Origin of the sequence: Aporhodopirellula sallentina SM41 (genome assembly GCF_000346505.1) — a bacterium.
In the GTDB taxonomy this organism is placed as follows: Bacteria; Planctomycetota; Planctomycetia; order Pirellulales; family Pirellulaceae; genus Rhodopirellula; species Rhodopirellula sallentina.
The window spans coordinates 1-12,479 of record NZ_ANOH01000048.1 but is presented as its reverse complement, the minus strand read 5'-3'; the positions used below and the strand labels follow the sequence as shown (position 1 = coordinate 12,479).

Sequence of the window (12,479 nt, the reverse complement as noted above, 5' to 3'; positions counted from 1 at the left end):
CGGTTGCTCTGTCTCTCCGCTGAGTTCCTCGAGCGGCCTTCTGCCTAACTCGCGCCGAAGGCCTTGCCAGCGAAGAACTGTTCGAACAATGCAACGTTAATAAAGGAAAAAAATGTCGACTACTACGACGCAATCACAGTTTAAACGCGAAATCCTTTCGTCGGAAAACAACGAAAAGGTTACTGCGATCCTTCAGCAAAACCTCGTGAATTTCGTCGACCTGGCGCTGTTAATGAAACAGGCGCACTGGAACGTTGTCGGAACGAATTTCCGCAGCGTCCATTTGCAGCTCGATGAAATCATTGCAACCACGCGTGACGGTAGCGATGAATTGGCCGAACGAATCGCAACGCTCGGAGTTTCCGCAGACGGACGATCCGCAACGGTAGACAGCGACAGCGAACTGCAGGGGTATCCAGAAGGTTTCCAAGACGTGCCAACCACGGTCAAGCACGTTGCCGACGCGATCAAGACAGCCGTCGATACTCTGCGGGCATCCGTTGAAAAGCTCGGCGACCTCGATCCCGTTTCTGAGGATCTGTGCATCGGGATTGCCGCACCGATGGAGAAGCACCTTTGGATGCTTCAGGCACAAGAGGTATAGAACTCCAACTGCGGAGCGAACTCTTACGTTGCGTTCTTGCTCACTAAGATTTGCTCCGCAACCCGGAGGCCACTGTTCATCGCGCCTTGAATGCTAGGCGTTTCGCAATGGTCTCCGGCAACGAAGAGGTTGGCTGCCGTTTCTTGATCCGACGGCCGACCAAGAGTGTTCTCTTGGCTGAGAATGTCTTCCACGTTCATCACCGGCAGTGCGTAGGGAACGTGGTAAATTCTGAGCAATTCCCACGCGTTCACACCACTACCAAACCACTGCGCCAAATGAGTTCGGACGCTTGATTCGAGTTCGCGTTCATTGGTTACGTCCGAGGCGGAGATGTCGTCACCGACGCTCACCGAGATAAGATTCTTCCCGTTCGGTGCGTAACGCTTTGCCACATCGCTGAGTACGACGGCGGATTGCACCGGACCGGTTTCATCGCCGCGGAGCATTAGCAGACGTTCGCTGTTAGGTGATGAAGCGGCGGCAAAATACAAATTGGTTGTCCCGGACCACTGCGTTGTGAGTTCAGGACGGCCGAGCAGCCTCGCCGCCGCGTTGTTCGGTGTCGCGACCACGAGGCGGTCACATTCGATGGATCCGTTGTTGAGAAGCACACGGTGTCGGGGTGATCCAGGATTGCCGGCAGGCTGGATTCGTTCGAGTTTGGTCACCGAACTGTTTAGTCGCAACGTTCCCTGTGGCAAGCCATCTGCCAACTGTCGTGGAATCTCCGCCATGCCGCCCGCGGGAACCGCGATCTCGCCATCGGCGAACATTCGGAATACGAACTCGAGCATTCTGCTCGACGTGGACAGCGATTCGTCGAGGAACACGCCGCCGAGGAAAGGGCGGAAGAACTCGTCAATAAATTTCTGACTGAAACCGTATTCGAGGAGACGCTGCTCGGTGCTCGTATTTGGGCGCGCGTACAGATCGGAGAGCGCACCTTGGTGGCTATCTCGACGCAGCTTTGCGATCCGCAACTTATCGCCGATGGTGCCGATCGGGTTGGTGGCCGTTGCGAACGTTTTGAGGGGGCGTCGCCAGGGATCGCTGAGCAATCGAAACTGACCTTTTTGCCGAATGAGTGCCCCAGGTTCAAACGGACAAAGTTCCAGTGACGCGTAGTTCAGAAGCTCTCGGCAGGCGGGATAGCTCGTTAGTAAGACCTGAAAGCCATGGTCGAGTGCAAAGCCATCGACGTGATCGGTGCGGACACGTCCTCCGACGCGGTCTGTCGCTTCGAGCACGGTGCAGCGTTCACCGGCGAGTGCCAAACGTTTCGCACAAGCCAGACCTGCTAGGCCTGCCCCGATGATAACGGTCTTGGTTGATTCCATCTGTGAGCCCGAGGGCGTTTTGCGTTCGAAAGTGAGTTTGAAGCGATCCGAAAGCTGATCAGCCGACCGACATTCGCCGCGTTTTGTATCGGGCAAACGGGACGAGCCCCCGAAGGCCAATTGGTTCATCGAGGTCTTCGGAACGGTTCTTAGATAACGTTGTAGCCGCGTTTGGTGAGTTCGGCAGTCAGAGTTCGTTTGGGGGCGTAGTCTCCATGAACCAATCGGATTTCTCCGACGGGTTCTTTGATCTCCTCGACGAACCGGAACAGGTCGCTTTGGTCACCGTGGGCGGAATAGCCGGTCAGTTGGTGCACGTCCGCGTTGATGGTGTATTTGCGACCGTTGAGTCGCACCCAATCACTGCCTCGCGAGATGTAGTTACCCGGCGTGCCTCCGGCTTGATATCCGGCAAAGATAATGTCGGTGCGTGGGTCGCCGATGAATCGTTTCAGGTAGTTCATCACTCGTCCGCCGGTGCACATTCCGCTGCCTGCGATCACGACGGCAGGCAGTTCGTGCTTCTCGACATAGTTGATGGTTTCTTTGTGTTCGGAATGGCTGCCGACGGTGGTGAGGTTTTCGAACACGAGAGGTTGGTCGTCTGTTTCGAGTATCGTTTGGGCTTCCTCGCCCCAATGTTCTTTCATCTCTTTGTAGAGCGATGTGAAGCGTGACGCCAAAGGCGAGTCAACGATTACATCGATCTGTTTCATGAGCGTGTGTTTCTCGGTTGCCTGAACACGTTCGAAAATTCCGTTGAGTTCATAGAGCAACGCTTGGGTTCGGCCGAGAGAGAAGGCGGGGATGATCGTCACGCCGCGGTCATTGAGAGTGTGTCGGATGATTCGTTCGAGTTCGGCTTGGCGATCGATCTTGGGCGGATGGAGTTTGTCTCCGTAGGTGCTTTCGAGAATCAACAGGTCGGCCTTCTCGGGGCTGATCGGTGGGTTGAGCAGCGGATTGGTACCGGCGCCAATGTCTCCACTGAAGACGACTCGCTTTCCGTCAGGTAGTTCGACCTCGAAGATCGTCGAACCGAGAACGTGGCCGGCCGGCAGAAGACGAATTTTGGCTCCACCGGGGATCTCTTTCCACGAGTGATACGGCAACGGGCGGAGCAATTTTTTGATCTGATGGGTGAACTTCGAAATCAATCGTTTCGATCGTGTGAACCCGATCTTGAGCGCGTCTTCCATCACCAACGGGAGCAGCTTTGCGGTTGGAAGACTGCAGTAGATCGGCTCCTCAAAGCCCGCCGCGATGAGGTAGGGCAATCGACCGACGTGGTCGATATGCACGTGGGTCAGCAATAAACTCTTGATCCCTTTTAACGAGAATTCGATTTCCGGGTTGGGGTGTTTCTTTGCATCACTGCCCTGGAAGATCCCGCAATCGACCAACAGGCTCGAGCGGCCCTCATCCCAGGAAAGTTGGTGACATGAACCGGTGACTCCGTCGTAGGCGCCGTGGTGTGTGAGCATAGATTCGGATCAGGAGGAGGATCGAAAAGCGGGGGATCGATTATCCGCGTCGATAGGGTTTTGACGAAAAGTCTACCATGCATGGTGGTCGCCCACAGTTGTCTCCGCGAGTGCGGTTTTGTCGCCGATGACCAAACGTGTCCAAGGCCTGTCCGATAGTTTGGTTGTCCCGGCAACCTACCCTTCAAGGAACGATTCAATGGCCAAATATTACGTGCAGTCAGGTACTTTTCGTCGTGTCGTCGCCGCCGATTCGAGCCGCAAGGCGGCATTGTGGGCGGTGAACGAAGTCATGCAGCAGATTCTACCGACCGAGGAAGCGGAGTCCGGTGAACGGTCTCGTTGCTCGGCTGCTCATTCAGAGCGTTGCCAAGACAAAGAGCCAGTGCAGACGGTGACCGTTTTGTCGGCCAAAGTGCGGGTGGGAGAACGCGGTTTCGACCGTGATGACGCCAACGAGATGTCGACGATGGAAGTGGTCGGCGAATGGAACCAAATGGCGATGACGTTGCATCGGCTGCAACAGATGCTCGACGGTGCCGGTACCAATCGAACCAGCTCTGTCGGACGCGTTGCCGGTTCGCTGCCGCCGGCAAAACGATTCACGGACGATCAGATTTCCGATGACCTTGCGGCGTGAGGCTGCCAGGAGGCATGGTTTTCGTCGAGGAGCAATGCGACGTGTCGGTTCATGACCTGTCTGAAAAAGCTCATCGTCCGATTGGCGTTTGCCGCGGTGAACGCGAGACAACCGGGGGTGAGAGATACCGAATTATATTGCCGACGTTTTTCGATGCGTTCTTCGCCGAGGGCGTGACTCGTAGTGGACGAGGCAACGAGTCCATCCCAACGCAAGGGACTCGTTGCCTCGTCCACTACCAAATGCTGCACTTCGTAAATCGACATCCCGCGTCTACCGGCTGGTCAACTTACCGACGTTCTCGGATCGGTTCTACGTCGTCGGCAATTCGACGAGTTGTTTGCCCTTGGTCATCTCGCGGATGTCTTCGGTGATCTTCATCGAGCAGTACTTCGGACCGCACATGCTGCAGAAGTGGGCACTCTTGAACGTGTCCTGTGGCAACGTTTCGTCGTGGTAACGTTGTGCCGTTTCTGGGTCGAGCGACAAACGGAATTGTTCCTTCCAATCGAACGCAAAGCGTGCTCGTGAGAGAGCGTCATCGCGGTCTTGGGCTCCGACACGTTTGCGAGCAACGTCGGCCGAGTGAGCTGCGATCTTGTAGGCGATGCAACCTTGCTTGACGTCTTCCTCGTTGGGCAGACCGAGATGCTCTTTAGGGGTGACGTAGCACAGCATCGCGGCACCGTGCATGCCCGCGTTGGCCGCACCGATGCAACTCGTGATGTGGTCGTAACCGGGCGCGATGTCCGTGACCAATGGGCCGAGCACGTAGAACGGGGCTCCGTCGCAGACTTCGATTTGACGCTCGATGTTCATTTGGATTTGATCCAAAGGAATGTGTCCTGGCCCTTCGACCATGACTTGTGTTCCCTTTTCCCATCCACGGCGGGTGCAATCGCCGAGCACGTCGAGTTCGGCGAACTGAGCCGCGTCGGATGCATCCGCGATGCTGCCTGGTCGCAGTCCGTCACCGAGTGACCAGGTCACGTCGTACTCACGCATGATGTCGCAAAGGTCATCGAACGCTTCGAGCAGCGGGTTCTGTTTGTTGTGGGCCATCATCCATTTGGCGATCAACGATCCGCCGCGGCTGACGATTCCGGTGACCCGGTTGACGGTCAGGTGCAGGTGCTCGAGTTTGACGCCGACGTGGATCGTCATGTAGTCGACACCTTGTTTGGCTTGGTGTTCGACCATGTCGAGGAAGTGCTGCGCCGTCATGTCTTCGATGTTGCCACCGAGTTCTTCGAGCATTTGATAGATCGGCACCGTTCCGATCGGCACGGGGCTCTTGTCGATGATTTGACGGCGGATGTTGTCGATGTCTTTTCCGGTCGACAAATCCATCACCGTGTCGGCACCGAAGTGAACCGCGGTGTGCAGTTTCTCGAGTTCTTCACCGACGTTGCTGGTAACGGCGCTGTTACCGATGTTCGCATTGATTTTGCATTTCGCAGCGATGCCGATCGCCATCGGTTCGAGCGAACCGGCAGCGTGAACTTTGTTTGCCGGGATGACCATTCGACCGGCCGCGACCTCGTCACGGATCAGTTCCGGCGCGAGCGACTCACGCTTGGCAACGAATTCCATTTCAGGAGTGATTTCACCCGCACGGGCGGCCAGAATTTGGGTCATGGTTGTCGAACTCAGGTTCAAGGAAACGAACGAATGCGTACGTCTTTATACGGCAGTTAGTCGGGGGCGAGTAGTCCGGCGATTTCGCAGGAGGATCATTCTTCCTCAAGTGCGACAATTTTTTGCAGGCGTCGCGCGTGACGTTCTTCCGGAGTGTACCGAGCCGACAGGAACGCCTTGATAATTTCAAACGCCAGTGCGCTGCCGATGATCCGGCCGCCGATGCACAGCACGTTCATGTCGTCGTGCTCGACGCCTTGGTGTGCGGAATAGGTGTCGTGGCAGATGGCGGCTCGAATGCCGGTGATTTTGTTTGCCGCGACGCTGACGCCAACACCGCTGCCACAGATCAAAAGGCCGCGGTCGGCCTGCCCACTGTTAATTTTTTCGGCAACTTCGACCGCGAAATCGGGGTAGTCACTCGGAGAATCATCGTGAGTCCCGCAGTCGATCAGTTCGATGACCAAATCCGAAAAATGTTTGGTGACCAGCTCTTTGAGAGGGAAACCGGCGTGATCTCCCCCGACGGCGAGACGTAATGGTAACTCGTGATCTGACATGAATTTCGTGGGAAGTACGGGTGAGAAACTGGGGAGAAGGGCCAAACGGCCGACCGTTGTCGCCGCGACGCGATGTTGCGGTTGCCGTATCGGGCCGCACGGAGGTGGTCGCCGCTGTAAAACGAGGGGGGCAGCGGGAATTGACGAAGGACCTTTCCGAAAAACTCCGTAAATCAACTAGCCGGCGGGCGTTAGCCCCGGTTGTCTTGTGTTAACCGCGGCGAACGCCGATCGGCCGATGAGTTTTCGGATCGGTCTTGAAGGCGTCAATGGAACGTGGGCTGTCGAGGCGGTGGCCGATGGCTCTTCGCAGGTGAAAACATAGCCGTCCTCGCCTCGATCTGGTAGGTCCTCGAAAAGACCATCGCTGGGGGAGTTAGGCCGATGTGATTCGACACCGAGGAGCCTCGGCGGCGAAAATTCCAGCGTTCGATCCGCCCCTACGATCCCGTCGAGATCGTCGTCATCGTCATCCTCTTCGCGGTCAGGATGCAGCGGATCATTCGGGTCGAAAAACAGGTCCGCCAATCCCAATGGCACCGCATCGCCGCCGAGCGTTCGGCTGCGGCGTTCGGCCAGCATTTCTAGATCGACGGCTTCCTCGCCGAGGCATTTTTCCAAGGCTTCCTGCCACGCGTCCTCGTGGGCGACGGGATGGTCGGGATCCTGTGCCATTCGTTTGATCGCGTATCGCAGCAGGTTGATGCCGTCGCGAGAGGAAAAATCCAGTTTCAACTCGTGGGAATGCTGCAGAAAGTCCACCGTCAACGCGAGCATTTCCGGCTCGGCGAACGGCAGGTGGTACTGCAGGATCGCCATCTCGTCCTGCTTGTTGGGGAAACCGACTTGGAGCGTCGGTTGCAGGCGGCTGAGAATGTAGTCGGGGATCTCGAAGGTGGATTCGTCTTGGTTCATCGTGACCGCGGCGCGGAAGTTGCGCGACGCGGGGATCGTGATCCCGGCAACGATTGACTCCACATAGCGGCGGTTATCCAGCAATGGTGCGAGGGACGCCCACGATTTCTCATTCATCCGGTTTCCCTCGTCCAGGATGCAAACACCGCCTCGGATCATGGCACTGACCAGCGGTGAGGCGTGGTACGAAATCTCGCCACCCCGGCTGAGGACGGGGGTGATCAGCAAATCTTCCGGACGGGTGTCCGCGGTGCACTGGTAGATATAGAGCGGGAGTTTTTGCTGTTTTGCCGCGGCGATCGCTAATTGAGTCTTGCCAACTCCGGGGGATCCGAGCAGCCGCGGCGTCAACGGTAAATCGGTGTCATCCACCGTGATCCAGCACGCCAGCAATTGCTTCAGGATTTCGCTCTGGCCGATCCAGTCACCGGGGGACTCATACGGATGTGCCAGTTTCAGCTCGACGCCTTCGATCGTGACGACCAAGTCATCGGCGGATACCTGCGATTGCGGTGATGACGATTCGGGGGAGCTCATTCGGAATCCGTGAGGAGGGACGTTCGGGGTCAGCGGATTAAGTCTGAGGCATCGACGGCGTCTTCGCCACGCCCCAGGTCCGCTTGCTCTTGTTGTGCGGCGGTGAGTATCGGTCCGATGTACTGGTGCAAAGGGTGATCGGAGAAATGGTCGACGCGGAATCGGCGGAGCCCCTTGAGGAACCCACGCCATCGGTCGCGACGTTTCATCAGCATCCCGAGATGCCCGATGTTGCCGTTTCGATCAATGTATACCTCGGTACCACAATGACGGTATCCCATCCAGGCGGGCGGGACGCGTGTGACAATGTCGTTGTTGTTCACGAACCGGTAATGATCGAGTTTTACAAAATTAATGTATCGTTTGTCCCCGACCCGTGGACTGCCATAGGTGAACAACGCACTCGGGGTGGTTTTAATGTGCGACAAAAAACAGCGGCCCGCGCAAATCGTGGCCATCGCACCGCCGAGCGAATGCCCGCAAAACCAGGTGGGTTGTTCGTTTCCGATCAACGCGGTTTCGAGCATCGGCCAGAGGTCATCCACTTCCGTTTTGAAACCGCGGTGAACCTTGCCCGCCGTTTCTGCCAACACGGCCGTTGCGTTGGCGTCGGCGCGGATATCGTTCCATTCATTCGGCTCGGTCCCGCGGCAGGCGATCACGCAGTCGTGGTCGTTGCGAAAGCGATAGGCCTGAGACCCGTCGTGGTCAAAAAAGGTGACGTCGGGAAAGCCTACAAATTTCGCCGCTTCGGTCGCCTCGCGTTCGTCGTTGTAGGACACCATTGCCAATTCGGCGAAGAGCAACGCCCGTTGCAGGAAAGTCATTTCCGCGATCGGTCCGCTCGCCCGACTGTGGACGACGACCGGCACTTCGTCTTTGTCGTGAACGATCCCGGAAGGTTGGCGTAAGTCGCCCACGGGGCTTTGGCTCGGCCTCATGCCGGACTGATCGGCATCGTTTTCAGATGCGACGTTCGATTCTGAATCACTCATCGGGTTCACTCCTTCGAGGGCATCGGCGCAAACGCAAGAACGTTTATTGTGTCACACAATTCGGCGCAGGGGGATGGGCCTCGAGATCACGTGGGTTTGGATTAGTGGGAATGTCGATTTCCCTATTCGAGACGCGGCGAAGCACTTCTTCGTACGAATCGACCATTGCCTCCCACCCGAACCGGTCACAGACCTCGGGGGCACGGCTCGCCAATCGTTCACGCAGCACGTTGTCCGAAAGGATGGTTTGGATTCCCTCGACGAGCGACTCTGATGTGTTTTCGACGAGCAACGCGTTCTCCCCATTGCGGATCACCGACCGGACCCCGCCCCCGGCATCAACCGCCACGACGGCGAGCCCCCCGGCCATCGCCTCGAGCATCGCGGACGGGAATCCTTCGTAGTGGCTCGGAAGAATGAAAGCATCCGACTCCGCCAAAAGGGGCCACACCGAATCAACCCACCCGCAGAACTCAACTCGCGATTCAATTCCGTGTTCGACTGCATAGGATCGCAGTCGTGGCATTTCACTGCCGTCGCCTAGGATTTTGAGTCGCCAGTTTTTCGACGTTCCGTTCCGATTCAACGTCGCGAGCGCTTCGAGCAACCGGGCCAAACCTTTTTCGGGTTCCAATCGGCCGATCGCAATCAGCCGGATGGGAGGTGGGGTGCCGATCGGCAGAGCGATCGATTGGTGAGACGACGTCGTTCGGTCCTTGGAATATTCGTGCGGCGGTGGCTCGACGGCGGAGGGGATGACGATTGGGCTCACGTTCATCCGTGAACGCAAGGTCGCCGCGACGTCTTCACTCAAACCGATGACCGCCTCGGCTCGGGGGTAGAGTCGATCGCGGAGCCATTCTCGGGCCGCGCCGAGCGTCTGGTGAGCCGGGTCGCTGCGTTCGCTCAGCACGATCGGCGGCCGGCCACGCATGCAAAGAGTCGACATCATGACCAGCAGATTGGTCGAATCGCAAAACGATAACACGACGTCGTATCCACCGGCATCGATCGCCGAGCGAAGCCGTTTGAGACGTGTTCGAATCGAGACCGGGCGTTCATCAGTCGAAAGCACATCGAGGGGCACCCACTTCACTCGCTCGCTCAGCGGATGGCGTTGATGTTTGCCGTCATCCAGGGTGATCAGTTCGACGTCGTGGTGACGCATTGCCAGTCGCGAGGCCAGTCCCGCCATGACGCGCTCGGCGCCTCCCCCATCGAGCGAATGGATCACGCAGCCGATCTTCATTGCATTTGTGCACCGCGATCGGACGTTTTCGTCGCGTGCGGCCGAATTCTCATTCGAATCGTCAAAAGAACTGCTCAAGTTACCGGTTGTTTTCGTTGCAAGGTTTTTAGGGCGAGATTAACGTGGAGTCTGCACGGGGGTGTGTCGTTGAGCCACACGATTACCGACTCGTCTTTGAACCAAAACCACCCCTTTGACCGGGGTTTGTGCCGATCCGCTGATTTTGACGGTGGAGGTCGATCCGGTCGAAAAATGCCTCGCCGCTAGCGGGGGAAAGCCGATTTTCACCATGTTGCGAATGCTCGCCCTTGTCGCCGCGGTTTGTTTTGCCGGATTGATGGACAACCGTAGCGTGCATGCCCAGTGCTTTGGCCCTTACGGGTTCCAAGCGTACGGATTCTACCAACCCTACGGTGCTCAGTATCGCTCCCGCGTTGGCACGCCGCCTTATTTCGCGTTGAACCCACCGGTTTACTATGGCACGCGTCATTTCCGTCCCTACGGAATCAGCCCGTTCGCGGCACCACCTCAAGTATCCGCGCCTGCCGGCTATCACGGGCAAGCCGGGGCTTCGGGGCTGCGAGCACGCACCTATGAAGGTCCTGTGAGCAATCCGTTCATCTGCCGTTCGGCCAGCTTCGACGCACCGGTCAAAAAAGGTGAGGTTGTCGAAAACAATTGGTCCGAAGCAGACACTTTGGCAACTGCCAACACATTCAAACCGGGCCAAATCCGCTCGAACCCGTTCGTCGAAGTCGAAACGCATCTCGTCAGTCGTTAGGCGAAACACTGTCTTGCGAGTAGAACAGGGGAGACTCTGTTCTAGCTCGCATTTCTCTTTTCGGCCCGGTTCAGCAGATTGCTGAACGTGTTGAGTCTCGCTGCGGCATCGAAATGTGCTCACCATTGAACGCGTGATCGATGTCCTCTGCCGATTCGCTGCCGCTGATTCTTCTTTCCGGGCTGGCGGCTGATGCGAGTGTCTTCGCACCGCAGAAAATCGCGTTCACACAGCTAGTGGTTCCCTCATGGCCGCGGCCCGATCCGGCGGAGTCGCTCGATCATTATGCCCGACGTCTCGCACGGGATCTCGATGTTCGCGGCCCCTGTCTTATTGGTGGCGCATCGTTCGGTGGAATCGTGGCGCTGCATGCTGCAAAATACTTGGACGTCAAAGGTGTCGTACTGATCGGTAGCATTCGATCGCCGGCTGAGTTGCCGATGTACGCCCGAGCGGCACGACCGTTGAAATGTTTCGTTCATGTCTTGCCGATCCGCACTTTGCAGTGGATCGTCGCACCGTTGTCGTCACAGTGGTTTCGACGGTTATCGCCTTTTACTTGGGGGCTCGTCGGTCAATTCCGCCGTTCCGATCCCAAAGTGTTCCGATGGTCGCTTTCGAGAATTCTTGATTGGCGAGAGACGCCTGAACCCGATTGCCCTGTCTTTCAAATCCACGGCGACCGGGATCGAACACTGCCGCTGCGGTACACTCAACCTGACACGGTCGTCAAAGGAGGCGGCCACGTAATCTCATTGACGCACGGGCGGGAAGTCAACGCGTTCGTCAACTCCGTGTTACGGTCTGTTGAATCCGGTTGAGCGTTCCGTGTTGTTGTGTGGCCCTGTCGTCGTGTGGCCCTGTCGTCGTGTGGCCCTGTCATTGTTCAGCTCTACCGTTGTTCGGGCCGTCCGTTGTTCTCTCGTTCCAACCCGTCATGAGCGGCCGTCTTTTTGATCGTCCGCAACAAAACGACCGGATCAACCCTCGGCTGGTCGGTGCCAGCGTTTGGGAAGGGTGATGGCGTAGAGGACGATGATGGTTCCGATGGCGAGCATTGCCCAGGGGAACTTTTCGCCGGGTTGCCAGCTTTTGGTGGTTGGGGCGGGCGGTGCGCTGGGGTCGACGAAGTTGACGGCGGTCGACTCACCTGCCGCGTACACGCTCGCTGAATCAATGAACATCGTTTCCACACCAACGACGATGATCATGATTCCGATTGCTAAAAAGAGACTTCGCCACATCGTTCGCACTCCCGCTATCTGAAAAGACACCTGTGATGAGGTATCGGGATTCGCGTACGGGAGACTTCGCCGGTTTCGTCTCTGCCCATATGATCCCACTAGGCGTCACAACGGGCGTTTTCGTTGGAGACGTTTATTGGGGTTCGTTTGTTGGGCGGTAGCGTTGATCGGCGATGCGGAACTCGTACCCTCCGTCGGTGGTGATGCACCGAAACACCGTCAGAGCAATCTCCGCCTCCGACTCGTGTCCGGACATTGACGCAAATTCCAGTTCTGCTTCGGCGAGCTGTTGTTCGAGTTCGATAGGAATGAACCGAAGCATGTGCCGACCATCGAGTTCGACGCCGGCTTCTTCGATCAACTCGGCTTCGTAACGCATCAATGGATTGGAACTTTTCCACATGAAATAGAGGCGTTTCTCGTCGCTCGTGTCGATGACTCGTCGAGCACGGGGCTCGGTGGAGAGTTGATTGACGATATCGACTCCTTGAA

General features: G+C 57.2%; 12 protein-coding genes and 1 pseudogene. 4 read left to right on the top strand and 9 right to left on the bottom strand.

Annotated features, from left to right (window positions below):
* Positions 1-112 precede the first annotated feature (112 nt).
* Positions 113-604 (top strand): Dps family protein, encoded by a 492-nt coding sequence (locus RSSM_RS02345; protein WP_008674086.1) that lies wholly within the window; start codon positions 113-115, stop codon positions 602-604.
* Positions 605-627: 23 nt separating this feature from the next.
* Here the strand turns inward: RSSM_RS02345 and RSSM_RS02340 are convergent, their stop codons facing one another.
* Together RSSM_RS02340 and RSSM_RS02335 are read right to left on the bottom strand one after the other, a co-directional pair.
* Complete coding sequence (locus RSSM_RS02340) at positions 628-2,073, bottom strand: NAD(P)/FAD-dependent oxidoreductase (protein ID WP_008674084.1); 1,446 nt, start codon at positions 2,071-2,073, stop codon at positions 628-630.
* A 20-nt stretch (positions 2,074-2,093) separates the two neighbouring features.
* The gene (locus RSSM_RS02335) at positions 2,094-3,428 is read right to left on the bottom strand and encodes an MBL fold metallo-hydrolase (RefSeq protein WP_008674083.1); all 1,335 of its coding nucleotides are present in this window, start codon (positions 3,426-3,428) and stop codon (positions 2,094-2,096) included.
* Positions 3,429-3,627: 199 nt separating this feature from the next.
* On the opposite strand from RSSM_RS02335, the gene RSSM_RS02330 reads away from it, so the two are divergent.
* A complete protein-coding gene (locus RSSM_RS02330; RefSeq protein ID WP_008674082.1) occupies positions 3,628-4,068 on the top strand; it encodes a hypothetical protein in 441 nt (146 codons plus the stop codon).
* Between the two features lie 312 nt (positions 4,069-4,380).
* Here RSSM_RS02330 and thiC read toward each other — a convergent pair whose 3' ends face one another.
* The 5 genes from thiC to RSSM_RS02300 form a co-directional block, all read right to left on the bottom strand.
* Complete coding sequence (thiC, locus tag RSSM_RS02320) at positions 4,381-5,706, bottom strand: phosphomethylpyrimidine synthase ThiC (protein ID WP_008674078.1); 1,326 nt, start codon at positions 5,704-5,706, stop codon at positions 4,381-4,383.
* 95 nt (positions 5,707-5,801) lie between these two features.
* On the bottom strand, positions 5,802-6,266 hold the full coding sequence (gene rpiB, locus RSSM_RS02315) for a ribose 5-phosphate isomerase B (protein WP_008674076.1): 465 nt from the start codon (positions 6,264-6,266) through the stop codon (positions 5,802-5,804).
* Between the two features lie 177 nt (positions 6,267-6,443).
* The gene (locus RSSM_RS02310; RefSeq protein ID WP_008674075.1) at positions 6,444-7,718 is read right to left on the bottom strand and encodes an AAA family ATPase; all 1,275 of its coding nucleotides are present in this window, start codon (positions 7,716-7,718) and stop codon (positions 6,444-6,446) included.
* 29 nt (positions 7,719-7,747) lie between these two features.
* The gene (locus RSSM_RS02305; protein WP_390174037.1) at positions 7,748-8,659 is read right to left on the bottom strand and encodes a lipase family protein; all 912 of its coding nucleotides are present in this window, start codon (positions 8,657-8,659) and stop codon (positions 7,748-7,750) included.
* Between the two features lie 97 nt (positions 8,660-8,756).
* Positions 8,757-10,040, bottom strand: a complete 1,284-nt coding sequence (locus RSSM_RS02300; RefSeq protein WP_063709003.1) for a glycosyltransferase — start codon at positions 10,038-10,040, stop codon at positions 8,757-8,759.
* A gap of 115 nt (positions 10,041-10,155) precedes the next feature.
* On the opposite strand from RSSM_RS02300, the gene RSSM_RS02295 reads away from it, so the two are divergent.
* Together RSSM_RS02295 and RSSM_RS02290 are read left to right on the top strand one after the other, a co-directional pair.
* Complete coding sequence (locus tag RSSM_RS02295; RefSeq protein ID WP_008674071.1) at positions 10,156-10,743, top strand: hypothetical protein; 588 nt, start codon at positions 10,156-10,158, stop codon at positions 10,741-10,743.
* A gap of 140 nt (positions 10,744-10,883) precedes the next feature.
* Entirely contained in the window at positions 10,884-11,564 is a 681-nt protein-coding gene (locus RSSM_RS02290) for an alpha/beta fold hydrolase (protein WP_044300687.1), read from the top strand.
* Positions 11,565-11,723: 159 nt separating this feature from the next.
* Here RSSM_RS02290 and RSSM_RS02285 read toward each other — a convergent pair whose 3' ends face one another.
* Together RSSM_RS02285 and RSSM_RS33580 are read right to left on the bottom strand one after the other, a co-directional pair.
* Positions 11,724-11,987 (bottom strand): hypothetical protein, encoded by a 264-nt coding sequence (locus tag RSSM_RS02285; RefSeq protein ID WP_044300685.1) that lies wholly within the window; start codon positions 11,985-11,987, stop codon positions 11,724-11,726.
* Between the two features lie 133 nt (positions 11,988-12,120).
* Positions 12,121-12,479 (bottom strand): annotated as a pseudogene (locus tag RSSM_RS33580) (hypothetical protein); the annotation flags it as partial.

What these genes read in the sequence shown, in the direction of transcription:
- RSSM_RS02345 (WP_008674086.1), top strand. Translation starts at nt 113, where the DNA reads ATGTCGACTACTACGACGCAATCACAGTTTAAACGCGAAATCCTTTCG.
- RSSM_RS02340 (WP_008674084.1), bottom strand. Translation starts at nt 2,073, where the DNA reads ATGAACCAATTGGCCTTCGGGGGCTCGTCCCGTTTGCCCGATACAAAA.
- RSSM_RS02335 (WP_008674083.1), bottom strand. Translation starts at nt 3,428, where the DNA reads ATGCTCACACACCACGGCGCCTACGACGGAGTCACCGGTTCATGTCAC.
- RSSM_RS02330 (WP_008674082.1), top strand. Translation starts at nt 3,628, where the DNA reads ATGGCCAAATATTACGTGCAGTCAGGTACTTTTCGTCGTGTCGTCGCC.
- thiC (WP_008674078.1), bottom strand. Translation starts at nt 5,706, where the DNA reads ATGACCCAAATTCTGGCCGCCCGTGCGGGTGAAATCACTCCTGAAATG.
- rpiB (WP_008674076.1), bottom strand. Translation starts at nt 6,266, where the DNA reads ATGTCAGATCACGAGTTACCATTACGTCTCGCCGTCGGGGGAGATCAC.
- RSSM_RS02310 (WP_008674075.1), bottom strand. Translation starts at nt 7,718, where the DNA reads ATGAGCTCCCCCGAATCGTCATCACCGCAATCGCAGGTATCCGCCGAT.
- RSSM_RS02305 (WP_390174037.1), bottom strand. Translation starts at nt 8,659, where the DNA reads ATGAGGCCGAGCCAAAGCCCCGTGGGCGACTTACGCCAACCTTCCGGG.
- RSSM_RS02290 (WP_044300687.1), top strand. Translation starts at nt 10,884, where the DNA reads ATGTCCTCTGCCGATTCGCTGCCGCTGATTCTTCTTTCCGGGCTGGCG.
- RSSM_RS02285 (WP_044300685.1), bottom strand. Translation starts at nt 11,987, where the DNA reads ATGTGGCGAAGTCTCTTTTTAGCAATCGGAATCATGATCATCGTCGTT.